This is a genomic window from Polaribacter sp. HaHaR_3_91 (genome assembly GCF_019278525.1).
Classification (GTDB): Bacteria; Bacteroidota; Bacteroidia; order Flavobacteriales; family Flavobacteriaceae; genus Polaribacter.
This window is the reverse complement of sequence record NZ_CP058986.1, coordinates 192,572-217,898: the sequence shown is the minus strand read 5'-3', so window position 1 is coordinate 217,898 and position 25,327 is coordinate 192,572. Positions and strand designations below refer to the sequence as shown.

General features: G+C 30.4%; 21 protein-coding genes and 1 pseudogene. 14 read left to right on the top strand and 8 right to left on the bottom strand.

What is annotated here, in order from left to right; genetic code table 11:
• Window positions 1-72 precede the first annotated feature (72 nt).
• The 8 genes from pheS to H0I27_RS01040 all read left to right on the top strand — a co-directional run bounded on the left by pheS (window position 73) and on the right by H0I27_RS01040 (window position 8,922).
• Window positions 73-1,092: a phenylalanine--tRNA ligase subunit alpha gene (pheS, locus tag H0I27_RS01075; RefSeq protein WP_218732104.1), complete on the top strand. Its 1,020-nt coding sequence runs from the start codon at window positions 73-75 to the stop codon at window positions 1,090-1,092.
• A 75-nt stretch (window positions 1,093-1,167) separates the two neighbouring features.
• A complete protein-coding gene (locus H0I27_RS01070; RefSeq protein WP_218732103.1) occupies window positions 1,168-1,425 on the top strand; it encodes a hypothetical protein in 258 nt (85 codons plus the stop codon).
• A 249-nt stretch (window positions 1,426-1,674) separates the two neighbouring features.
• A complete protein-coding gene (locus H0I27_RS01065; protein WP_218732102.1) occupies window positions 1,675-2,178 on the top strand; it encodes a GbsR/MarR family transcriptional regulator in 504 nt (167 codons plus the stop codon).
• Window positions 2,179-2,191: 13 nt separating this feature from the next.
• On the top strand, window positions 2,192-3,322 hold the full coding sequence (locus H0I27_RS01060; RefSeq protein WP_218732101.1) for an efflux RND transporter periplasmic adaptor subunit: 1,131 nt from the start codon (window positions 2,192-2,194) through the stop codon (window positions 3,320-3,322).
• 22 nt (window positions 3,323-3,344) lie between these two features.
• On the top strand, window positions 3,345-6,491 hold the full coding sequence (locus H0I27_RS01055; RefSeq protein WP_218732100.1) for an efflux RND transporter permease subunit: 3,147 nt from the start codon (window positions 3,345-3,347) through the stop codon (window positions 6,489-6,491).
• A 1-nt stretch (window position 6,492) separates the two neighbouring features.
• The gene (locus H0I27_RS01050; RefSeq protein WP_218732099.1) at window positions 6,493-7,911 is read left to right on the top strand and encodes an efflux transporter outer membrane subunit; all 1,419 of its coding nucleotides are present in this window, start codon (window positions 6,493-6,495) and stop codon (window positions 7,909-7,911) included.
• A 9-nt stretch (window positions 7,912-7,920) separates the two neighbouring features.
• Window positions 7,921-8,517 (top strand): TetR/AcrR family transcriptional regulator, encoded by a 597-nt coding sequence (locus H0I27_RS01045; protein WP_218732098.1) that lies wholly within the window; start codon window positions 7,921-7,923, stop codon window positions 8,515-8,517.
• Between the two features lie 9 nt (window positions 8,518-8,526).
• The gene (locus H0I27_RS01040; RefSeq protein WP_218732097.1) at window positions 8,527-8,922 is read left to right on the top strand and encodes a hypothetical protein; all 396 of its coding nucleotides are present in this window, start codon (window positions 8,527-8,529) and stop codon (window positions 8,920-8,922) included.
• Window positions 8,923-9,267: 345 nt separating this feature from the next.
• On the opposite strand, the gene H0I27_RS01035 is transcribed toward H0I27_RS01040, so the two are convergent.
• Window positions 9,268-10,743 carry a Na+/H+ antiporter NhaC family protein gene (locus tag H0I27_RS01035; protein WP_218732096.1) on the bottom strand — a complete coding sequence of 492 codons (1,476 nt, stop codon included), beginning with the start codon at window positions 10,741-10,743 and terminating at the stop codon, window positions 9,268-9,270.
• Between the two features lie 89 nt (window positions 10,744-10,832).
• Here H0I27_RS01035 and H0I27_RS01030 point away from each other — a divergent pair, with 89 nt between their 5' ends.
• A complete protein-coding gene (locus H0I27_RS01030; RefSeq protein ID WP_218732095.1) occupies window positions 10,833-11,375 on the top strand; it encodes a pyridoxamine 5'-phosphate oxidase family protein in 543 nt (180 codons plus the stop codon).
• 34 nt (window positions 11,376-11,409) lie between these two features.
• Here H0I27_RS01030 and H0I27_RS01025 read toward each other — a convergent pair whose 3' ends face one another.
• Complete coding sequence (locus H0I27_RS01025; protein ID WP_218732094.1) at window positions 11,410-12,000, bottom strand: 2OG-Fe(II) oxygenase; 591 nt, start codon at window positions 11,998-12,000, stop codon at window positions 11,410-11,412.
• Between the two features lie 46 nt (window positions 12,001-12,046).
• Window positions 12,047-12,481 carry a TerB family tellurite resistance protein gene (locus H0I27_RS01020; protein ID WP_218732093.1) on the bottom strand — a complete coding sequence of 145 codons (435 nt, stop codon included), beginning with the start codon at window positions 12,479-12,481 and terminating at the stop codon, window positions 12,047-12,049.
• A 158-nt stretch (window positions 12,482-12,639) separates the two neighbouring features.
• Here H0I27_RS01020 and H0I27_RS01015 point away from each other — a divergent pair.
• Window positions 12,640-12,930: pseudogene (locus H0I27_RS01015) on the top strand (FAD-dependent oxidoreductase); the annotation flags it as partial.
• 55 nt (window positions 12,931-12,985) lie between these two features.
• On the opposite strand, the gene H0I27_RS01010 reads toward H0I27_RS01015, so the two are convergent.
• Window positions 12,986-16,294 carry a S8 family serine peptidase gene (locus H0I27_RS01010; RefSeq protein ID WP_218732092.1) on the bottom strand — a complete coding sequence of 1,103 codons (3,309 nt, stop codon included), beginning with the start codon at window positions 16,292-16,294 and terminating at the stop codon, window positions 12,986-12,988.
• 72 nt (window positions 16,295-16,366) lie between these two features.
• Here H0I27_RS01010 and H0I27_RS01005 point away from each other — a divergent pair, with 72 nt between their 5' ends.
• From H0I27_RS01005 to H0I27_RS00995, 3 genes are all read left to right on the top strand, one after another.
• Window positions 16,367-18,013 (top strand): glycerol-3-phosphate dehydrogenase/oxidase, encoded by a 1,647-nt coding sequence (locus tag H0I27_RS01005; protein ID WP_218732091.1) that lies wholly within the window; start codon window positions 16,367-16,369, stop codon window positions 18,011-18,013.
• Between the two features lie 273 nt (window positions 18,014-18,286).
• Entirely contained in the window at window positions 18,287-18,622 is a 336-nt protein-coding gene (locus tag H0I27_RS01000; protein WP_218732090.1) for a hypothetical protein, read from the top strand.
• A 427-nt stretch (window positions 18,623-19,049) separates the two neighbouring features.
• Entirely contained in the window at window positions 19,050-19,388 is a 339-nt protein-coding gene (locus H0I27_RS00995; protein ID WP_218732089.1) for a hypothetical protein, read from the top strand.
• Window positions 19,389-19,425: 37 nt separating this feature from the next.
• Here the strand turns inward: H0I27_RS00995 and H0I27_RS00990 are convergent, their stop codons facing one another.
• Genes H0I27_RS00990 through H0I27_RS00975 form a run of 4 tightly spaced genes read right to left on the bottom strand, consistent with a single transcriptional unit; the run spans window position 19,426 to window position 23,778 of the window.
• Window positions 19,426-20,766: a kelch repeat-containing protein gene (locus H0I27_RS00990; protein WP_218732088.1), complete on the bottom strand. Its 1,341-nt coding sequence runs from the start codon at window positions 20,764-20,766 to the stop codon at window positions 19,426-19,428.
• Window positions 20,767-20,809: 43 nt separating this feature from the next.
• The gene (locus tag H0I27_RS00985) at window positions 20,810-22,078 is read right to left on the bottom strand and encodes an MFS transporter (RefSeq protein ID WP_218732087.1); all 1,269 of its coding nucleotides are present in this window, start codon (window positions 22,076-22,078) and stop codon (window positions 20,810-20,812) included.
• Window position 22,079: 1 nt separating this feature from the next.
• Window positions 22,080-22,739 carry a hypothetical protein gene (locus H0I27_RS00980; RefSeq protein ID WP_166386046.1) on the bottom strand — a complete coding sequence of 220 codons (660 nt, stop codon included), beginning with the start codon at window positions 22,737-22,739 and terminating at the stop codon, window positions 22,080-22,082.
• Window positions 22,740-22,782: 43 nt separating this feature from the next.
• Window positions 22,783-23,778, bottom strand: coding sequence for an NAD(P)H-dependent glycerol-3-phosphate dehydrogenase (locus H0I27_RS00975; RefSeq protein WP_218732086.1), 996 nt, complete (start codon window positions 23,776-23,778; stop codon window positions 22,783-22,785).
• 94 nt (window positions 23,779-23,872) lie between these two features.
• On the opposite strand from H0I27_RS00975, the gene H0I27_RS00970 reads away from it, so the two are divergent.
• A complete protein-coding gene (locus tag H0I27_RS00970) occupies window positions 23,873-25,327 on the top strand; it encodes an oligosaccharide flippase family protein (protein ID WP_218732085.1) in 1,455 nt (484 codons plus the stop codon).

Below are 25,327 nucleotides of genomic sequence, written 5' to 3'. Positions count from 1 at the left end.
ACAAGTATTCAGCCAAAAATTAGATTCAACAAAAATAAAAATGTGTAAATTCGCGACCTAATTTAGTATGTAATGTTAGATAAAGTAAAAGAACTGATTGGTGATGTAAAATCATTTAACGCAACCACAAAAGAAGAAGTTGAAACTTTTAGAATTAAATACCTAGGTAGCAAAGGCTTACTTAAGGATTTATTTGCTGAATTTAAAAATGTAGACGCAGAGTTGCGTAAAGATTTTGGACAAGCATTAAATAATTTAAAAAAATCTGCAGAAGGAAAAGTTGCCGAGTTAAGCGAGTCTTTAGACAGTGTTACGAGTAACAAATCTTTTTATGGAGATTTATCACGTCCGTCAGAACCTATTAACTTGGGTTCTCGTCATCCAATTTCATTGGTAAGAAACCAAATTATTGATGTTTTTAATAGAATTGGTTTTACCGTTTCTGAAGGTCCAGAAATAGAAGATGACTGGCACAACTTTACAGCTTTAAACTTGCCAGAATATCACCCGGCAAGAGACATGCAAGACACGTTTTTTATAGAACAAGATCCAGATATTTTACTACGTACACATACTTCTTCTGTACAAGTACGATATATGGAAGAAAATAAACCACCGATAAGAACAATTTCTCCAGGTAGAGTTTTTAGAAATGAAGATATTTCTGCAAGAGCACATTGTATTTTTCATCAAGTAGAAGGTTTGTATATTGATACAGATGTTTCTTTTGCCGATTTAAAACAAACACTTTTGTACTTTACTAAAGAGATGTTTGGTAAATCTAAAATACGTTTACGTCCTTCTTATTTTCCGTTTACAGAGCCAAGTGCAGAAGTAGATATTTATTGGGGATTAGAAACAGAAACAGATTATAAAATTACAAAAGGTACCGGTTGGTTAGAAATTATGGGATGCGGAATGGTAGACCCTAATGTATTGAAAAATGCAAACATAGATCCAACTAAATACTCTGGTTATGCCTTTGGAATGGGAATAGAACGTATTGCCATGTTGTTATACCAAATTCCTGATATTAGAATGTTTTATGAAAACGATAAACGTTTCTTAGAACAATTTAAATCTGTTTTATAAAACCAAGCAGGGAAATAGTTAACAAGTTTGTATAATCGGTATTGTGAATTTTAATAGTAAAAAATAATTTAGATAATGAAATATTTTACACAATTTTGGGACGAAGAAAGAGATGATGAATATGCAGATTGGGGAACCTCAACTTGGTATTTTGAAACCAATGATGCAGACGAAGTTTTAAAACAAATTACGGTTTATAAAAACGAAAAAGTTACTAAATATAATGAAGATCACTTAGAAGATGAATTTGGTGGTTTGTGCGAAGGCACATTAACCATAGATGAATGTGACGGAGATGTTATCTCTAAAGAAGAGTTTTATAAACTTTGGTAATTCTATAGTTACAAAAGAAAACTTTTTAAAAAGCTTATTATCTAGACTTTTATCCGCTTTCAGCGGATAAAAAACATATTTAAACTTACATTTTACAAAATTTAAAGCCGATATTACTATCGGCTTTTTCCTTTAACAAAAAATTAACTTCGTTAAGTTCGGTTTGTTCCGAACTAAAAATATATCTTTGCAAAGAATTTGACTGTTAATAAATAATTGCTCTTTAAAAACAGTCTTAAAGCAAATAAAATGAAAGAAGAAATCTGTAAAATAAAAATGGCCTTGGTAGAAAAACTAGGTGTGCATTTAGAAGACAGAGAACAATTAGCCCCTGTTGCAGCTCGTATTTTAGCCTACATCATTTTAACAGGTAAAAAAGGAGTCACTTTTGAAGATATGGTAACCATACTTTGTGCTAGTAAAAGCACTATTTCTACACACCTTAATCATTTACAAGATTTACATAAAATAGTGTATTTCACCAAAACTGGTGATCGTAAAAAATATTTTATCATTAATAAAGGAATGGTTCTTCAGCATATAGATAATATGATACACAAGTGGAAAGAAGAACGTGAAATGCATTTAGAAATAAAAAATTATAAAGAAACTATAAACAAGAATAAAATTGAAAATGAAAGTGAAAAATTCGATCTAAATTTTCATGACGATTATATAAAATTTATAGACGGAGCTACATCCTCTGTAGAGGAATTAAAATTAAAACTAGACAATAATAAATTCGATATTTAAACCAAGACAAAAAATGAAACATTATAAATTATTATCATTACTATCACTAGGTGTATTTTTAGTAATTGCAAGTTGCACCAACAAAGAGCAACCAGCCACAGCAGCACAAGGTCCTGCACCTTCTTTTCCTGTAGTTACCATGCAACCAAAAACAGTTACAAGTTACAATGAATACCCAACAAGTTTAGAAGGAGTTGTAAACAGTGCAGTTAGAGCAAAAGTATCTGGATACATACAAAAAGTAATGGTAGATGAAGGTCAGAAAGTACGTAAAGGCCAAGTATTATTTAGACTAGAAACTCAGTCTTTAAGTCAAGATGCTGGTGCAGCAAAAGCGCGTATTAATGTTGCACAAGTAGAAGTGAACAAATTAGTACCGTTAGTAGAAAAAAACATTATTAGTTCGGTTCAATTAGAAACTGCGAAAGCAAATTTAGCACAAGCCAAAGCAAACTATAGTAGTGTTTCTGCAAGTATCGCTTACGGAACTATTAGAAGTCAAGTAGATGGTTATGTAGGTGCTATTAATTACAGAGAGGGCGCATTGGTGAGTCCTGCAGACCCAACTCCATTAACAACAGTGAGTGATATTAGTAAAGTATATGCCTTTTTTAGTTTAAACGAAAGTGAATACTTAGACTTTTTACAAAATGCAGAAGGTAAAAACTTAGAAGAAAAATTGGCAAATTATGCTGAAATCAATTTAGTATTGGCAAACGGAAGCACGTATGCAGAAAAAGGTAAAATAGAAACAAGTACAGGGCAAGTAAATAAAAATACAGGTACTGTTAGTTTAAGAGCTGTTTTTAACAATCCTAACCAACTATTAACCAATGGGAATAGTGGTAAAATTCAAATTCCAACCGTCTTCGAGAATGCAATTGTTGTTCCACAACAAGCAACTTATGAACAACAAGGAAATATTATGTTGTTTAAACTAGGAGAAGGTAACAAAGCTGAAGCTTCAATTATTAAAATAAAAGCAGTAGTAGGTAATTTATATGTAGTTGAATCTGGAATCAATTTAAAAGACAAGATTCTAGTATCTGGAGTTGGTAAATTAAGAAGTGGTACCGTTATTACACCACAAGACACTCCTTTTGATGATGCAATTAAACCTGTAGAAACTTTATTTAAAAACTAGCAAACCATAAACTTATTTAGTTATGTTAAAAACATTTATTGAAAGACCCGTTCTTTCAACCGTAATTTCTATTATCATTGTTTTGCTTGGAATTATAAGCGTTACAAGCCTACCAATAGAAGAATACCCAGATATTGCTCCACCAACCATAAAGGTAATTGCCTCTTATGCTGGAGCCAACGCAGAAACAGTTTTAGAAAGTGTAATTATACCTATTGAAGAGCAAATTAATGGTGTAGAAGGTATGACGTACATTACCTCTACAGCATCTAACACAGGTACAGCAGAAATAACTGTTTATTTTAGTCAAGAAATAGATGCAGATATTGCTGCAGTAAACGTTCAAAACCGTGTGGCTAGAGCAACACCATTGTTACCTGCAGAGGTTGTACAAACTGGTGTAACAACACAAAAGCAAGAAACCAGTGCATTAATGTTTATTTCTATGTATTCTGAAAGCGACAATTACGACGCTACTTTTATTCAGAATTATTTAAAAATAAACGTAATTCCTGCTATGCAACGTATTAGTGGTGTTGGAGATGTAAGTGTATTCTCTCAACAAGATTATGCCATGAGAATCTGGTTAAAACCAGAAAAATTAGCAGCTTATAATTTAATTCCTTCAGATATTACAGCAGCCTTAGCAGAACAAAACTTAGAAGCGGCTGCAGGTTCTTTAGGTCAGAATAGTGGAGAATCATTTTCATATACATTAACCTATAGTGGTCGTTTTAAAGAAGAAAAACAATATGGAGATGTTATTATAAAAGCATTAGGTAACGGACAATTTTTGCGTCTAAATGATGTTGCTGAAATAGAATTAGATGCACAATCTTATGCTTCTAATGCAATGAGTAAAGGAAATCCTGCGGTTTTTATGGGGATTTTTCAAACAAAAGGTTCTAATGCAAAAGTAATTATTGAAAACATTAAAGAGACGTTAGAGTCTGTTAAAAAAGACCTACCAGAAGGATTAGATGTTTTTGTGCCTTACGATACAAGTTTGTTTTTAAATGCATCTATAGAAAAAGTAATACATACATTATTAGAAGCCTTTTTATTGGTGTTCTTAGTGGTATTTATCTTCCTACAAGATTTTAGATCTACATTAATTCCTGCGATAGCTGTACCCGTTTCTATTATTGGTACCTTCTTTTTCTTGAATGTTTTTGGATACTCAATTAACTTATTAACACTATTTGCATTAGTACTTGCAATTGGTATTGTGGTAGATGATGCCATTGTGGTTGTAGAAGCCGTTCATGCCAAATTAGATGAAGGAGAAAAGAGTGCTAAAAAAGCAACTTTAACTGCCATGAACGAAATTTCAGGAGCCATTATATCTATTACTTTGGTAATGGCAGCTGTATTTATTCCAGTAACTTTTATCTCTGGACCAACAGGTGTTTTTTATGAGCAATTTGGAGTTACATTAATTATTGCAATCCTTATTTCTGCAGTAAACGCATTAACATTAAGTCCGGCTTTATGTGCTTTATTATTAAAACCACATAAAGAAGATGAAGAAATAAAAGGTAAAAGTCCTTTAAAACGTTTTTACACGTTATTTAATCGTGGTTTTAACGCTACGGTAGAAAGATATGGAAAATCACTACATTTCTTATACAAAAGAAAATGGGTATCTGGTTTATTATTAGTCTTAGCTATTGTTGGTATTTTTTGGGCATCAGAACAAACACCAACCGGTTTTGTACCTAATGAAGATAGAGGAATTCTTTTTGCAAATATAGAGTTGCCAGCAGGTGCTTCTTTAGACAGAACGAACGCAGTATCTAAAGATTTGTACAGTAAAATAAAAGATATAGACGGTATTGTTGCCGTAAACTTTATTAAAGGTAGAAGTTTAATTAGTGGAGCTGGATCAAATTATGGTTTTGGAATTATAAAATTAGCAGAATGGGGAGAGCGTGAAGATCCTTCTACTTCTGTACAGGCCATTACAGGTAAGTTATTCGGAATTGCAGCTACCATTCCAGAAGCAAAAATTATTTTCTTCTCACCACCAAGTATTAGAGGTTTTGGTAACTCTGCAGGTTTCGAAGTAAATTTATTAGATAAATTTGGAGGAGAATTTAAAGACTTAGACAAAGCAAATAAAGAATTTGCAATGGCTTTAATGAGTCATCCAGAAGTTAAATATGCACAATCTTCTTTCAGTACAAATTACCCACAATATGAAATGGAAATTAATGTGCCTTTAGCAAAAGAAAAAGGCGTACCTATTAGTAGTATTTTCTCTACATTACAAGGGTATATAGGGGGAATTTATGCTTCTGATTTTTCAAAATTCGGAAAACAATTTAGAGTATATATTCAAGCTTTACCAGATGACAGAGCAACCGTAGATGATTTAAATAGCATGTATGTAAGAACAAACTCTGGTGAAATGACACCAATTACACAGTTTGTAAAATTAGAACGTGTATATGGGCCACAATCGGTAACGCGTTTCAACTTGTTTAATTCTACAACCATAACTGGTGCAACAAACGAAGGTTATAGTACTGGAGATGCTATTAGAGTTATTGAAGAAGAAGTTGCAAAATTACCAAGTAACTACACCATTGCATATTCTGGTTTAACAAGAGAAGAAGTAAGTGCGGGTAGCCAAACTATATTTATTTTTGCATTGAGTATTCTATTTGTGTATTTCTTATTAAGTGCACAATATGAAAGTTATTTATTACCATTTGCAGTGGTATTATCACTTCCTTTTGGTGTATTCGGAGCCTATATAAGTACCTGGTTTTTTGGATTAGAAAACAACATATATTTCCAAATTGCTTTAATCATGCTAATTGGTCTACTCGCCAAGAACGCCATATTAATTGTGGAGTTTGCGCTGCAAAGACGTAAAAATGGAGAAAGTATTTCTGATGCAGCTATACATGGAGCAAAATCTCGTTTACGTCCTATTTTAATGACCTCATTTGCCTTTATTCTTGGTTTAATGCCATTAGTATTAGCAAAAGGAGTTGGATCTGAAGGAAACAATTCTATCGGTACAGGTGCCGTTGGAGGAATGTTGATAGGAACCATTTTAGGAGTCTTTGTAATTCCGATACTATTTATATTATTTCAATGGTTACAAGAAAAAGTTTCTAGTAAACCAGCAGTTATTTCTCAACAAAATGAAGAAGAATAAGATGATATCAATTATAAAAAATAAAAACCTTCAAAAAGGAGTCGTTTTAGCTGTAATGGCTTTTACGTTACAAAGTTGTTTTGTTGCCAAAGAGTATACAAGACCAACAGTAGAAGAAACAGAAAACTTGTACAGAACAGATAATTTGCCATCAGATAGTATATCTATGGCAGATGTATCTTGGAGAAACTTGTTTACAGATACCTATTTGCAGCAATATATAGAAGAAGGCTTGCAAAACAATATGGACATTCGTATTGCAATTCAACAAATAGTTGCAGCCGAAGCATATGCTAAACAAGGAAAAGCAGGTTATTTACCTTCTTTAAGTGTAGGTCCTAATCTTACACATCAAGAATTATCTAAAAATACCCAGTTTGGAGCATTTTTAACAGATACTTCTACAGATCAATGGGATATTACTGCATCACTTTCTTGGGAAGCAGATATTTGGGGAAAAATACGAAGCAATAAACGTGCAACTCAAGCAGCTTATTTACAAAGTGTTGCCGGACATCAAGCCGTAAAAACGCAATTGATTTCTAGTATTGCAGCTACGTATTACAGTATTTTAGCTTTAGATGCACAGTTAGAAATAACCAAAACATCTATTAAAACAAGAGAAAAAGGAGTAGAAACTATTAAAGCTTTAAAAGAAGCAGGTTTAACAAATCAGGTTGCAGTAGATCAAAATATTGCACAATACAATAATGCAAAAGCATTAGAAGTAGATTTAGAAGTTGCACTATTTAGAGCAGAAAATACATTAAGTATTTTATTGGGTAAAACACCTCAGGAAGTGGAAAGAAGTAGTTTAGAAGACCAGACTATAACCACTGAAATGAAATTAGGTTTTGCTTCAGAATTACTAAGTAACAGACCAGATGTAATTGCTGCTGAGTATAACTTAATAAGTGCTTTCGAATTGACAAATGTTGCTAGAAGTAGTTTATATCCTTCTTTAACGTTAACCGCTGCTGGCGGATTGCAAAGTTTAGAATTAGATAAATTATTTAATGCAAACTCTTTATTTGCAAATATAGTTGGTGGTTTAACACAACCTATTTTTAATAAGCGAAAACTAAAAACGCAAAAAGAAGTTGCTATTGCACAACAAGAACAAGCGCTTTTAAATTTTAAAAAGACTTTATTAGTTGCAGGTAACGAAGTTTCAAATGCTTTGTACTCTTTTAATTCTGAAAATAAAAAGTACGAATTCTTACAAAACGAAGTGGAAGCTTTGCGTAAAGCAGAAAAAAATTCTGACGAATTATTAAAGAATGGTTATGCTACTTATTTAGACTTATTAACAGCTAGACAAAGTGCGTTAAACTCAGAAATTAAAGTGATTGGTAGTAGATTACAACAATTACAATCTGTTGTAAACTTATACGAAGCTTTGGGTGGAGGTTTAAAATAATAACTTAAAATGGTTAGTAAACAAGAACTTATTGAATGTTCTATTACAAATTTTATCAAGTTTGGAAGCAAGCGTTTTTCTATGAACGAGCTCGCTTCCGAACTTGGTATTTCTAAAAAAACCATTTACAAACACTTTAAAACTAAAGACGAACTCATTTCTAAAGGGGTTCGTTTTATTATTGAAAAATACCTGCACGAAATAGATAAAATTCTAAAAACTACAGAAGATCCTATTGAAAAAATAATTTTAATTCAAAAAGTCAATTTTCAATATTTAGACTATTTTCAACCGACTTTTTTATATGGAATTAAAAAATATCACCACAAAGCAGATGCTGTTTTTATTGATTTTAAAGTCAATTTTATAAAAACCAACTTAAAACCTTTACTAGAAGAGGCTATAGAAAAAGAGTATATTTGCAAAAATTTAAATATTAATTTGTTTTGCGATTTGTATTTTACAAAACTAAAAAGTTTAGTTTTTGAACCTATAAATCTTTTTGATAAATACGGTGTAGAAAGTGTTTTTAAACACCTTATTGTTAATAATTTAAAAGGTGTAATTACACCAAATTACAAAGACACAAATAAATTATTTTCTTGATTATTTTTTATGAAAAAAGACATTCAAATACCAGAAGTTACCGACGTAGAAATGGCAATCGCTTATGAATACAATGATATTTATAACACCAACGATTGGAATGTCTATATCATCAATAATAAAAATATTGATTTAGAAATGATGGTAGTTGTTACACAAGGCTTTTCTGAGACTAAAATAACATCTTTATTCCGTAAAAAATTAGACAAACTTCCAGCAAATTCTTTTGCTAAAATTGAATTTATTCAACCAGAGTTGTTCAAGTTAAACAACCGTTTTCAGGTTACTTTTTTCGAGGGAAATACTTTGTATGAAAAAACATTTCTCTTTAAAGAAAACACTATTAAAGAAGGTGCTTTGCGTATGATTGATAGCATTAAAAAACGTGCTATTCTAGCTGAGTAAAAGGATCTTTCATATATATTTATTAACCTCTTTAAGTTTTAAAATTTAAAGAGGTTTTTTTATTTTAGTGAAGAATTTGAAAAACCTTTAAATTTATTTCTTCAACGTTAAGAGAAGTCATATTGAATTGATAACAAAAAGCAAACAAGCATCATGAGGTTTCTCAATCGCTTAAAAAAGCTCATTTAGAAATGACAAACTAAACAAAATTACAGTTTGTTTGCAAATATGCTCGCGTTAGCGATTGCAAAGGCATCCTTTTTGTTTTTCGCAAAAAGATATAGTGGAAAGCGCGACCCTTGTGGTAACGCCCAAATTCTTAAAAAGGATCGTTAAAAAGCTAATTTAGCCTAAAAAACCAATAGCCAAATACATTAAAATTGTAATTACGCCACCAACTAAGGCATACGGTAATTGTGTTTTTACATGGTCTATATGATCACTAGCAGACGCCATAGAAGATATAATAGAAGTGTCTGAAATTGGCGAACAATGATCTCCAAAAACGCCACCTCCTAAAGTTGCAGCGACCACAATAGTTGGATCTGCTCCATGAATATTTGCCATAGGTATAGAAATTGCCAACATAATGGCAAAAGTTCCCCAAGAGGTTCCGGTAGAAAAAGCAATAAACGAACTAATGATAAAAACCACAGCCGGTAACAATTCTGGTGACAACCAATCTTTGGTAACATTGGCTACGTAAATTCCAGTTTCTAGTTCTTTACAAGCATCTCCAATGGCAAATGCCAACAACATTAACAACGCTAATGGCATGAGCTCACTAATTCCTTTTAAAGTTAAATTAACAGCTTCTTTTGGCTTCATAATTCCTTGTATAAAATACATTGCCATGGCAACCAGTAAAGCAGTAATTACTGCGTATAAAACCGATGATGAACCAGAACCTTCTCCGATTGCTTGTGTTATATGGTCTAAAGTAGATGTAGCCTCTTTTACAGCATCCCAACCTGTGTAAATTAAGTTTATTGGCATCATACAAACCATCACTAAAAGCGGTACAATCATGTTATACGCTTTTGCTTCAATTCCTTCTTTTGGAGGAAATGACGTAATTTCATCAGAAATCATTGGTGTAGAGCCTTCGTTCATTAACGCTCCTGTTTCTTTGGTTCTTTTTTCGGCTTTTTTCATTGGGCCAAAATCTTTTTTAGATAAGATGATAAAAAACAAAATTCCGATGGCTAAAATTGGATAAAAGTTATATTTAATAGAGGCAATCATCATTGCAAAAGGTTTGTCTATGCCTTGTGTTAATAAAAGTCCCATAATAAAAGCGCCCCAAGCATTAAACGGAATTAATATGGATGATGGTGCTGAACTAGAATCTGCTATATAGGCTAGTTTTTCTCTTGGAATACCTAATTTATCGAAAATAGGACGATACAACGTACCAACAGTTAAAGAACTAATACTTGTTTCAACAAAAAGTAATAAGCCCGTAAAAGTTGCCAAAACTTGAACCATTACTCTGCTATAACCTGTTTTTTTACCTTCAAGTTTTTCTAATCTTCTATTAATAATATTGATAAACCCTTCTACTCCCCTAGAATATTGAATAAAAATTAGTAATGCACCCACCAAAGCACTAAACATAATGGTTCTTGTATTTCCTTGAGATTGAAAAACATTTACCATGCCTTCTATCATTGCCAAAGTTCCGGATAACGGATTAAAACCTTCTATGATCAACCAAGAAAACCAAATACCTAATAACAAGGCAATGTACACTTGTTTGGTTTTTAAGGCTAAAATGATTGCCACAATAGGTGGTATTACTGATAAAAATCCATATTCCATAAAAAAATGTTTAGAATGCTAAAGGTAGTAATTATTAAACCACATTATCAATCGTTATTTTGTAATTTGGTCGACTAATAATTACGATTATGTCAAAATTTTATACAAAAATCACTTCAAGGCTTCAAAAGTTTATAGAAGTTCAAAAAATATTCTTTGTAGCTACGGCTCCAAATAATGGTAGAATTAATTTATCTCCTAAAGGAATGGATTCTTTTAGAGTGATAAATGAAAACCGTGTTTTGTGGTTAAACGTTACCGGAAGCGGAAACGAAACTGCTGCTCATTTATTAGAAAACGACAGAATTACCATAATGTTTTGTGCTTTTGAAGGTGCACCAAACATTCTTAGATTATACGGTAAAGGAAAAGAAATTAAAGAAGGAGATGCTTCTTGGAATGATTTAATTACACTGTTTCCAGAAACTCCAGGAACACGTCAGATATTTGACATTTCTATAGCATCTGCACAAACTTCTTGCGGAATGTCTATTCCTTTTTACGATTATAAAGGCGAAAGAAATGAATTAAATGATTGGGCAACTGAACAAGGAAAAGAGGGTATTAAAAAGTATTGGGAAGATAAAAACCAAACAAGTATTGATGGTTTACCTTCCCAAATATTGGAATAATGTTTTGAGTAACTTATAAAAAAGAAAAATATAATTACCCTAATAAGGGGCCTAAACTTGTTGGTTGGTAAAGCAACCAACCCGTTAAACTATACCTATCTTTAAAAGATTTTAAAACAGCATGTGGTACTTTATCACTTTTAAATAAAACACATCTTTTTGCAATAGGTGCTACTAATTGTAATTTTTTGTTTTTATCTAAAATTTCTAATTGTCCACCATTTTCTGTTTCCCAATTATCATTAAGGTAAATAATCATAGAAATCATTCTATTATTTCTACCTTCAAATTGATCTAAATGTCTTTTATAATAACCTCCAGAAGGATAATGAGCTAAATGAAATTCTTGGCCAGATAAACTTAGATAACAATACCTATTTAACGTACTTTTAGTTTCTTCTAATAAATTCCAAAAACCACTAAGTGCCGCATCTCTGTCTTTATTTAACCAATAGGTTTTATCACCACGAATGTTTTTTTTTATTGTGTGTTGGTTAAGAGAACCAATACCTGCTTTATCAAAAACATCTATTTTTTCAAAAAGAAAGTTTTTAATTTGTTTATAAAGGTTGTTGTCTATAAAATCATCAATAATTACATAATCTTGCTCTGCAAGATCGTCCATCCAGGACAACCACAGCTCTAGGTTGTGAATTGTTTGCAATTAAAAATTAAACCTTGTTCACTAACTTTATTGCCTTAGTAAAATCGGATAAATCATTCTCATTTAAAACTAAATGAATGGCTTCGTCACAAACTTTTTCTACATTATCATGAGAAAAATGTAGGCGAACAGCTATTTTTCTCATCAATTGAACTTCAATTAACTTTGCTTCTCCATCAACCAAAATCATTTTAGCCAAACGATACAAACGTTCTATTCTATCTTCATAATTTGCAGGTGCATTTGTTGGAAATTTTTCTGGATTATTAAGAATAACAGCAAACTCATCTAACGTTAAGTTTAAGTTCTTACCCATTCGTATTAATAATTCTTTTTCATCATCTGTAATTTCTCCGTCTATTTTTGCAATTTTTACAATATTTGCAAAATGCCCGATTTCTTGTTTGTGTTTTCCTTTAGGATATAAATCTAATATTGCCATTTTATTTATTTTCGATAAAAATAGTGAAAATGGTTTAAAAAAAAAGTTAAAATACGTTTCCGAAAATATTTCTAAAAAGATAAATCGAATAGATTGCATTTTTTGTACTTTGCTAAAGATTAGTTTTAACATAACTATTCTTTTATTAATTTAACTTAAAATATTTACAATCTACTGAATTTGATGTACTAATTATTCGTATTGATTTTACAGGCGCAGGTATTGCATTAGATGCAGCATCGAGAGGAATGAAAGTTGTTTTGATAGAAAAAAACAATTTTGCTTCTGGTACTTTTAGTAAATCTTCAAAACTAATTTACGGAGGTTTGCGTTATCTAAAACAATTCGACTTTTGGTTGGTTAAAGAAGTGAGAACTGAGCGTGCTATTGTACATGATTTAGCTCCACATTTAGTGGTTCCTGAAAAAATGATTTTACCTTTAATTGAATAAAAAAAAGCCAAAACACTTGTTTTGGCTTTTTTTTTTGATTTTAAAAGTTACCTTATTGTGTAATAATTATCTTTTTTGTTACTTTTTTACTTCCTTGTTTTATACCTAATAAATAAACACCTGAAGAAAGGTTTTTTGTATCTATTTCTTTAGTAAATACATCTGTTGTTGACTTATTTACAGAAGTGAAAATTTTTCTTCCTTGTAAGTCAAATAACGAGATAATTACATCATTACCAATTGCATTATTTAATTTTACATTTAAGATACCTTTTACTGGGTTAGGCCATAAAGAAACATCATTTAAAGAAAATTCATTTGTATTTAAAACACCTTCTTGTATGGTAACTGTTTGGTTTGATAACCATCCTTTTGCAGCGTTTGTAACATTAACTTTAAACTGATCTGTAAAAGCAGTTGTCTCTGCATTTGTAAAGGTAATTTTACCTGCTGTTATATCTGCTTGGGTAAAAGTGTCTCCAGAAACTAATTCGGTTCCTTCTTTTTTAAGAGTACCTTTTTCTGCTAATTCTACTAAGGTATATATTTGTTGTTCTTCGGTTTCAGAAGCCGTAGAAGCATTCATATCAGTTGTTGTTATTACATAGTTTAAACTTCCATTTAAAACTAAATTTGAAGTAGAAAAAGTAGGAACACTTGTATTTTCTACTGATGAACAAATTGTAATTGAAACAGCATTAATTTGGCCTCCATTCAATTCTGAGTTGTCTTGTACAATCAATTTCCAATCTCCAATTGCAGATTTTCCTAAAAATGGTAAACTCATATTGTTATCCGGTGCTATGGTTCCGGTTACTGCTGGTGTTGAAAAATTACAAAATAATACACCTGCATCATCGTCAAAAGTAGTATTTCTTATATCTCCTCTATCACCACAAGCATCAGATAAAAGAACTACACTAGCACCACCAATACTAGCTGGGGCTTGTAAAGAAATCGTTAACTCTTGCATACTTGGATGTGTTATATCTAATGTTACCATAACTTTATTAACAAATAAATTGTCTGTAATACTTATAGGAACTATTGCTGTAGCATTTGCAGATGTTTCATCTATACCAGCTGTAGAAAAATCTGTAGCAGTATAAATATTTGTACAATCTGTAACTCCAGTTTGAAAACTAAAAGTAGAAGAGTATGCTCCTTCTCCACATTTATTTGTTGGTTTTACCCTCCAATAATATACAGAATTCGTTTCTAAATCAACGATATCTACTGTTGTTGCAGAAATAACATCTGTAAATAAAAGAGTACTAAAACTTGGTGAGTTAGATAATTCTACCACATAGTTTTCAGCATTTAGATTTGTTTTCCAAGCTAATGATACTTTTTTTGCAATCCCTTTCTGCCCATTCTCTGGAAATTCTAATTCTGATGGGTTATTATCAAAATTTGGATGAAGAACAATCAATCTAATAATTCTTTTTTGAATTTCATTTCCATTATCTCCCTCTACTTCAATATAATAAGAACCTGCTGAAACATTTGTTAAGTTACCAAAAGTAATATTAAAGCTACCATCTTCACTTAACGATTCCTTAGAAAAAGCTACGGATACACCTTCTGGAGCTCCTGTAGTAGAAAACTGAGTAGTACCTGCAACAGCTTGTCTATATTCAAAATTAAAAACAGCATCTTCATTAGAACAAAATGCTTGTTCAGAATTATCTGCTACAAAAGTAAATTCACCAGCAATACCAGTTACAATTAAAGAAAAATTTTGTGCCTCTGCCAAAGTTCCTTTGTGAGTAACTGTAATCGTATACTCTCCAGAAGTTGGGTTTGCTATATCTACTCTTTCATAAGGATCTACTAAATTATCTCCTTTTTCATTGCTATTAACTCCTGTTAATCTCCAAGGCTTATACTCAACACCATCTCTAGTAATTTTAATATCTAAATCGTTTACTAAGACAGCTGTTGCATCATTTACTAATCCTTCACTTACAGCTCCTGGTTTATCTGTCCAAGAAACAGATGCTAATAAAGGATTTAAACCATCAGAATTAACGGTTACAGAATAAGTATTTCCATTGGTTAAAACCTCTTCAGAAATCCAAGATTCAAAACCTTTTTTAGTAATTGTTTCTGCAGCTACTTTAGTATTCATTAACCCCCAACCTGTTTTTGCATCGGGTCCAGCAATATCTGTATCATCTGCAGTATGTAGTGCCAATCCTTTTAAAGTAGCAGATTTCATAAAGCTACCATATGTTTCTTTATAATATTGTTGTAATAACAATAAAGAACCTGTTACGTTTGGAGAAGCCATTGAAGTACCAGAAATTGAATTATAAGCATTGTCTGCAGAATCATAAGTAGAATATAAAGAAGACCCATTCCCCATTATGTCTGGTTTAATTCTTAAATCGTCTGTTGGACCTTGAGAACTACTGGTATTTCTATTAACCGATAATAATGCACCATTTGCATCTATTAATGCATCTTGCCCATTTGCAATAACCAAACTATTTTTTGTAGTAGACCAACTTGTTAACTTATCAAAAGCAGCACTTCCCTCTAAAGGAGCTTCATTTGCAGTATTGTCATTACCATCATTTCCTGCAGCTACAACCATTAAATAATAAGGTGCATTGTACATTAAGTTATCCCAATTTCTAGAAGTAGAAATATAAGCGCCAAAATAATAAGATGGAATTTGTACTTCATTATCATCATCTCTAGCAGCAATACCATAAGAATGATTTGAAACTAACATTCCGTTTGAAGCAGCAATCGTAGCCTCAGATAAATCGTTATTCCAATCATAACCAATTCCTTTTGCCTTAGGAGCCATTCCTTTTGCTTCTGGCTCAAAACCAGAAGAAATAATAGTTCCCATTACATGAGCTGCATGAAAATTTAATTCTGATGAAAAATCTCCTACAGAAAATCTATCTTCTCCACCATCTCCATCATATTCTTGGTGCGTTGCTCTTGCAATACCACCATCCCAAACATAAGCTGTCATTCCCTGACCTTCTATGTTTAAGCCAAGACCTCCATTATTATGTAAGTAATTTGTTCTGGTAGAAATAGCTGCATCAACATTGTATGTTTTATAATACAAAGGGGTACCTTCTTTAGAGACCTTCATTAATTCATAATATGAACCTGTATCGTCTGTAAATTTCATTTTCCAACCTCTTTGAGTTGCTAAAAGGGTAGCATTCTCTTTTTCTTTTCTAAAGTTTGTAGAAAATTCTTCCTTTAAATTCTCTAATTTTGTTAAATTATAATCTTTAATTATAAGTTGTTTTTCTGATGAATTTTGAGCAACTAAAGAAAAAGAAGCTAAAAAGAAAAAAAGAAAAATTTGCTTAAAGTAATTGTATATCATAGGGTTGATTTATGTATTTTGTAAGCAAATATATACTTTTAAATTTTTTATTATTAAAATTTAACTTTAAACATGAACAACTTTTCCTATTTAAATAGAAAAAAAAATACACAAGATTTACAATCTATCGAATTTGATGTACTAATTATTGGTGGTGGAATTACAGGCGCAGGTATTGCATTAGATGCAGCTTCTAGAGGAATGCAAGTTGCTTTGATAGAAAAAAACGACTTTGCTTCTGGTACTTCTAGTAAATCTACAAAACTAATTCACGGAGGTTTGCGTTATCTAAAACAATTCGACTTTTGGTTGGTTAAAGAAGTGGGAACTGAGCGTGCTATTGTACATGATTTAGCTCCACATTTAGTGGTTCCAGAAAAAATGATTTTACCTTTAATTGATGGAGGAACGTATGGTTCTTGGTTAACGTCTATCGGACTAAAAGTCTACGATATTTTAGCTTCTGTAGAAGGAGAAGACAAACGAAAGATGTTAGACAAAGCAGAAGCCTTAGAAAAAGAACCGATGTTGCCAGAAAACATATTAAATGGTGCCGGATATTATGCAGAATATAGAACCGATGACGCTCGTTTAACAATAGAGGTTTTAAAAACAGCTTTAAATTACAATGCAAAAATTATAAATTATACAGCAGCTAAAGAGTTTATTTATGAAGATAATAGGGTTGTTGGTGCAAAAGTAAAAGACACTTTTTCTGGTGAAGATTATGATATTAAAGCAAAATATGTAGTAAATGCTTGTGGACCTTGGGTAGATGAATTAAGACAAATTAACCATTCTAAAACTGGTAAAAGATTGCATCTAACTAAAGGAGTACATTTAGTAGTGGCTCATGATAAATTGCCTGTAAAACAATCTGTTTATTTTGATATTCCAGACGGACGCATGATGTTTGCCATTCCGCGTGGAAAAGTTACGTATTTTGGTACTACAGACACCAATTATCAACTAGATAAAAATAATGTAGAAACCAACTTAGTAGATGCTACTTATCTTATTTCTGCTGTTAATAACATGTTTCCAAAGATTCAACTTACGTTGGATGACATTCAATCTTCTTGGGCAGGATTAAGACCTTTAATTCATGAAGAAGGCAAATCTTCTTCAGAATTGTCTAGAAAAGACGAAATTTTTGTTTCTGATACCGAACTAATTTCGATTGCTGGCGGAAAATTAACCGGTTATCGTAAAATGGCAGAACGAATTGTAGATTTAATTGCCAAAAAATATGAACGCAGATTCGATACAAAATTTGAAGAAATAAAAACCAAAGAAATAACACTTTCTGGTGGTACTTTTGATAGTTACCAAGAAGTAGAAAGTTATACAGATGCTATTCAAAATAGAATTGCAGAAGTAGATTTCGATAGAAAGGACGCAGAATATTTAGTGCAAAATTATGGAAAACAAACAGATATTATTTTGCAAAAATTTGATGATTTAATGCACGATAATATGCAAGAAAAAATGATCATGGCAGAAGTTTGGTTTACCATAAATTACGAAATGACTTGCACTCCAACAGATTTTTTTATGCGCAGAACGGGTCGTTTGTTTTTTGATGCACACAGTGTAAATTTATACAAAGAATATGTTTTAGAATTGTTTAAAACTCATTTTTCTTGGGATGAAAAAACAACTAAAAAACATCAATTAGAATTAGAAGAAAAAATACAATTGGCTACTACTTTTAACTAAAGTATAGTTTTTAAAACACCAATATATATAACCTTATAGATTGTATAATCTGTGAGGTTTTTTATGTTAAAAACATCTTTTAAGCTCTATTTATAGTCATTAATTTACTAAAAAAAACTTAATTCAAATATAATACTTTTAAAAAAAAGTTTATATTTGAATATAACGTCCTATCATTATGATGTTTATGATTTTTCTATTTAAATAACTTCTTTCTCGAAAAAAGAGTATTTAAAATATTTATAATTTACAATAAACTTAAATTTAAAAATTATGAAAACGTTTTATACCTCGATTGTTGTCTTATTTATTGCCTTCTCTTTTTCTGCAAAAAAAATAGTATTTCAAGAAAAAATAAATACATTAGTTGCTACTTATATAGGTCCTACAGAAAATCAAGACTATAAATTTGTAGATGATGATGGTGTGGCATATTTATTTTATGATAAATCTAAAAATATAAATTTTGAGAAAGAAGATGATTCTAAAATGAATAAAAAATTTATAGTTACTTGGAAAAATAAACTTGTAGAAGAATATAATTCCGTAGGTCAAAAAACAGGTGAGAAAATTACTGTAAAAACGATATTATCCATTAAAGCAAAATAATAATTTAAGCCATTTGTAAAACTTTATAAATGGTTATGTATATGCTCAATAGGTATTCTTTTATCAACTTTTTGGTTACCGATCTAACTAAAAAAATATAGTTCGTGTTTTTTAATGATAAAATAAATTAGTGTAACATTTTTAAGGAAATCCCTTACATTTAAACTCTTTTCAAAAAATACGTAACAACATAAATATCAGTATAATTGAGAGGAAAATAAATTAATCAATAATTTTTTATTAGTAATGATAAAAAAATAAATTTTTCTCTTTTCAATTCAAAAAAAATGTATATTTGATATACATTATCAGTAATTTTTAAGGCTTATGAAAATATAGTTTCGAGTACTTCAAAACCAAAGCAGGTTCTTTTAAGAAAAAGAGCAGCTACTATATTTATTAAAAAATAACCTTAAAATTAAAAATCATGAAAACATTATATGCGTCAGCATTAGTACTGTTTATTACCTTAACTTTTTCTGTAAACACAATTTCTGCACAAGAAAAAGAAAACAAAATTGTTGCTACTTTTAAAGGAGTAACTGAAACTGAATATTTTAAATTTGTAGATGAAAAAGATGCTACTATTTTATTCTACGACTTAGATGAAAATATAGAACTTTCTTTATACGAAGAGGAAATGATTGGTAAAAAATTCAATATTACTTGGTCTACAAAACAAATTGATGAGTTTGATGAAAATGGTGAAGCAACAGGAGATTTAACAACTGTAAAAACCATATTAACCATCACAGAAGTTAAATAAATTTACAAACCGCTTATTACCTTAATAAGCGGTTTTTTTATAACTTTTTACTATCAATAGGTCTCGTATTAATAATATCTGACACATTTATAGAATAAAGACCATTAGATGGATCTTTTTTAAATTCATTTAGATTAAGATAACCTCCCAGAACATATAAAGTTTCATTAAAGAAATGCATGTTAGCATCGTTTAAATTTAAACCTATTATATACTCTTTTAAAATATTAGTTTTAGGTTCTAAAGTTACAAGCTTTCCTCCTTCTGTTAAATAGATAAAATCATTATCTTTAGTAATAGCAGGCTTTCTCATTCCTCTAAAAAGAGTTCCTTCTTTTTTCCATCTACCTGTAATTAAATTAAAAGATTCAATATCTGTTAAATTACTATTATTATATCCTCCAAATAAATATAATTTATCATCAAAAATAATTCCTGTAACTTCTTTTCCTTTCGGCATTTTAGCAAGTAAATACCAATATCCTTTTTCTAAATCGTATAGGTGTATATCATTAGAATAAATGATTTTTCCGTTTTTGTTTATCTTAGTAGAACCGCCAAAAACAAGCAGTTTATTATCATACAAAACTGTACCAAAATCTACAGCTTTATGTGGGTTTGTTTGGTCTTTTATAATTGATAAATTATTTAAAGACACAATCTCTATATCATTTACTAACAAGTCTCTTTTTTTAGTTCTTGACAGTTTTTTACCCCCCATAAGTAATACAGTATCTTTATATTTTATTGCACTATGATAAGCCCTTTTTATAACCTTATCTTCCTGAATTTTCCATTGTTTATCAGCAATATCATAAGATTGAATATCACCAATATAATTATAAAAACTAGCAAATTTTGGTCTCGTTAATAATTTCATTATTTCTTCTTCGCCTCCGTATTGAAGCTGACTTATACCTTCTTTATTTCTATCGTATTCAGTAGAAGCATCTCCTCCAAAAACATGTATTTTACTATTGTTTAAAACAGATGCAAAAGAATATACTCCTTTTGGTAAATTTTCTAATTTTGAAAAATGAATTGAATTTTTTAAGTTCTTTTTTGAATTGATTTTAATTCCATCTAACATTTCTTGCTTTTCATGAAGAAAAATAACTAACGGTTCATTTGTTATATTATAATCAATTTTTTGAGTTTCGTATTTAAGATGAGAAACGGAAAAAGATATTTCTTTTTGATTGTTTAAACGATAAGTAAACTCTCCTTTCTGATTGGTATAAACAGTTTTATCTATAAAAAAAATATGTGCTTTTTCAATAGGTTTTTTAGTATCAAAATCTAAAACTGTACCAGAAATTTTTTGAGAAAAACCAATTGTAGAGAATAGTAGAAACGAGTATATAATTAAGTTTTTCATGAAAATATTTATATTTAAAGCATCAAAAATTATACCTTAAAAATTAATCTTCTTTTTGATTTGCTTCTATCTCTTCTGTTAAATCTAAATCTCTTAAAGTAGGGTTTAAAGCACCAATACCAACAACGGTAAGTAACGTCATGGTTCCTCCAAAAATAACCGCCATAGAGGCTCCTAAAAACTTTGCAGCTAAACCACTTTCAAAAGCACCTAACTCGTTAGAAGAACCTACAAACATAGAATTTACAGAAGATACTCTACCTCTCATATCATCTGGCGTTTTTAATTGTAAAATTGTCTGACGAATTACCATAGAAATCCCGTCTGCAGCACCACTTATAAACAATGCTAAAATACTAACCCAGAAAATAGAAGATAACCCAAAAGCAATAATACTTAGTCCGAAGACAAAGACAGAAACCAACATTTTTTTACCTGTTTTTCTGTTGATAGGAATGTAAGTTGTTAGAAACATAGTAACAATACTTCCCATAGAAATTGAAGCATTTAAAATACCGAAACCTTCTGGTCCAACTTTTAAAACATCTTGTGCAAAAACAGATAAAATAGCTACGGTTCCACCAAATAAAACCGCAATCATATCTAATGTTAAAACACCTAAAATGGCTTTATTATGAAACACAAATCTTACACCAGCTTTTAAACTTTCTTTCATTGGTTCCCCAATTTTTTTGTTTAAAATGGGTTTCTTTTCTATTAAAAAAGTAAAACTTAAGGATAGAATTACTAAGATAAAAACCAAACAAAGCGTTTTATCAACACCAATCCAACTTATAAAAAACCCACCAAATAAGGCTCCAGAAACCGAAGCAGTTTTCCAGGTACTTGTACTCCATGTTGCCGCATTATGATATATCTTTTTAGGAACCAATAATGCCACTAAAGAAAAGATTGTAGGTCCAAAAAACGAACGTAAAAAGCCGCCAAAGAAAACCAAAGCGTAAATTGAATATAGAATTTTATTTGTAGACCAATGGCCAACAACAATATCTGATGTTAATAAAAACAGTCCTAAACTAATCAGCGAAAAAGCTGCAATACAAATAGCAAATAAATTTCTTTTTTCATTTTGATCTACAATATGACCTGCAAATAAAGCCATTGTAAATGCCGGAATAATTTCCATTAAACCTATAATACCCAAAGATAAAGGATCTTTTGTTATAGAATATACTTGCCATTCTATTACAATAAATTGCATAGACCAACCAAAAACCAGCAAGAATCTAACAAACAAAAAAATATTGAATTCCTTAATTCTTAATGCTGCATAAGGATCTTGTTTTGTCATTTTAACTCAATTTCATATCCATTAAAATGGCAAAAGTTTGGTTAATGTCTTCTTCTTTTACAACAATTGTCATTTCGTTTGTAGTAGAAATAATTTCTTGTAACGGAATATCAGCCCAAGCCAATTGTTTTAAAATAAAGTAATAAATACCAGATTGTTCTTGGTTTTCTTTTGGAAGTTTAATTGTAATAGACGCCAAATCTAAAACACTAGAAATGAGTGCTTCTTTTTCGAAAATCTCATTTACAAAAGGTTCTAAATTTTTACTAGTAACAATATTCGTTTCAAAAATACCTTGAGAAACGGTTAAAAAATAATCAGAACTTTCTGATGATTTCATTAAAATTTTTGCAATTTCTTTTAATAATGAAGTGGTGTTTTTAAAAGTGAAATCGCACAAATCAGACCTTACAATTACATCACCTAAATCTAAGGCTAATTTTTTTATATTCTTTCTAATACGTAATTCACTTGCAGGAGAAAGTCTATTAATAGCCATCATAACTGCACCAACCTTTACTTCTTTTTTTAAAGCAGTAGAAACTTCGGGTAAAATAATTCTTGCCAAAGATGAAACATTTATCAACTTTTCATTTAAAGCCTCTTCTATAAAAGGTGTTTTTCTAATGGTGCTTTCTACAACTTCTTGTATTGTTTTCATTGTAATTGTTTAATATATTACTTCAATGTTCAAAATTAAACATTTAATCTAATTTATCTGTCAATTTTTGAAATTCTTTTTTAGGATTTTTATTTGCATATAGAATATTATAAACGGTATCTATTATAGGTGTAGTTGCTCCATTTTCTTCCTTCATTTTAAAAGCACTTTTGGTAGCGTAGTAACCTTCTGCAATCATGCTCATTTCCATTTGTGCAGATTTTACAGTGTAGCCCTTACCAACCATGTTTCCAAATTGTCTATTTCTACTAAAAAGAGAATAACCGGTAACTAACAAATCACCCAAATAAGCAGAATTGTTAATGTTACGTTTCATTTTATGTACCTTTTTTATAAAGCTTTTCATTTCTCTAATTGCGTTACTCATTAACACCGCCTGAAAGTTGTCTCCATACCCTAAACCATGTGCAATACCTGCTGCAACCGCATAAATATTCTTTAACATAGCAGCATATTCTGTACCAATAATATCGTCGGAAATTTTGGTTTTTATATACCAACTTTGAACAGATTTCTCTATAAACTTTGCATTATCTTCATCTTTACAAGCAATTGTTAAATAAGATAAACGCTCCATGGCCACTTCTTCTGCATGACAAGGACCTGTAATAACTCCAATATTATCTATAGGAACCTGATATTCTCTATTAAAATGCTCTCCTATAATTAACCCTGTTTCTGGCACAATACCTTTAATAGCAGAAAAGATGATTTTACCCTCTAATGAAGACGTTAATTTTTTTAATTCACTTGTTAAAAAGGCAGACGGAATTGCAAAAATAAGAACATCGTAATTTTCTACAGTGTAATTAATATCACTAGACAAATCTAATTGTTCTGCATTTAATTCTGCAGATTGCAAATAATTAGGATTATGTTCATTTTCTTTTATGTGCTCAATTGCCTGTTCATTACGCATATACCAACCAATTGTACTTATATTTTCAGACAACATTTTTACAATTGCAGTCGCCCAACTTCCTCCTCCAAAGACCGCTATTTTTTTCTGTGTGTTCATGAATCGTGTTTTTTACATCAAAAGTAATAAAACTATTATCTTTTGAGGATTGCATTTACGAATTATTATATTTGTATGCTCTAATTCAAACTTATTGAGTTCCTTAAAACGCTTTTTTAAAGACACTATAATATACGGAATTGCCGCTGTTTTACCACGGGCAATTAACATCTTTTTGGTAAAACTACATACCTCTACTTTAGATGCAGCAAAATATGCCGTAAATACAGATTATTATGTGTACGCTGCGTATTTAAATGCACTACTAACCTTTGGTATGGAAACTGCTTTTTTTCGTTTTTTTTCTAAAGAAAAAGAGAAAGGAAAAGTGGTCTCTACCTCCTTTATTAGTTTGTTAATCTCCACATTAATTTTCTTCTGTATCGCCTTGTTTTTTAATAATGAAATAGCTGTTTTCTTCGGATTTAAAAATCCTTTATTTTTTAAATTATTAGTATATACAATTACGCTAGATACCTTAGTAGTTGTACCTTTTGCATATTTACGTGTTACCAATAAACCTCTAAAGTTTACTACTATAAAATTGATAAATATTGGTGTATTCACTATTTTAAATGTTTTCTTTTTGTGGTTTGTTCCTTATGCCTTAAAAAATGAAATTTATTTACCAGAATCCATTGTAAATTATTATAATAATTACCCAAAAGTAATTCACATTTTTGTTGCAGGAACAGTGGCAAGTTTATCTACTTTTCTATTACTTTTTCCTGCTGTTTTTAAATTCAAATTCGAGTTCGATTTATGTCTTTTCAAAAGAATGTTTAAATATAGTTTTCCAATAATGATTGGAAGTTTGGCATTTGTAACCAATGAAAATTTAGACAAACTTCTTCTTGGGGATATTTTAGGTGAAAAACAAATGGGAATTTACGCGGCTTGTTACAAATTAGGCGTTTTTATGACCTTGTACATTATGGCATTCCGCTTAGGTGCAGAACCATTTTTCTTTAATAATGCTGATAAAAAAAATGCCAAAGAAACTTATTCTAAAGTTTTAACATGGTTTACAATCTTTGGATCTTTTTTTATGCTAATTGTAGTTGTTTTTATTGATTTGTTCGCGAAAATTCTATTAGGAAAACCAGAATATTTCACTGCGCTTTCTATTGTTCCAATTATACTTTTAGCAAACTTATTTTTAGGTATTTATAACAATTTATCAATTTGGTATAAACTTACGGACAAAACAAAATACGGAATGTACTTTTCTATTATTGGTGCTATCATTACCATTGTTTTTAACTTAGTAATGATTCCTAAAATAGGTTTTATAGCTTCTGCTTGGGCAACGTTAATTGCATTTGGAACCATGATGGTATTGTCTTATTTTGTTGGTAAAAAACATTATCCTGTAAATTATAAATTAAAAAAAATAGCTTATTATTTAGTGTTTTCAATCGTTTTTGAGTGGATTTCTTTTACCTTATTCAGAAGGCAGTATTGGTTTTCTATAATAACTATTTTACTTTTCTTTGGCTTAATTTATTACAATGAAAAAGATGAAATTAAACAAATTTTAAAGCGATAA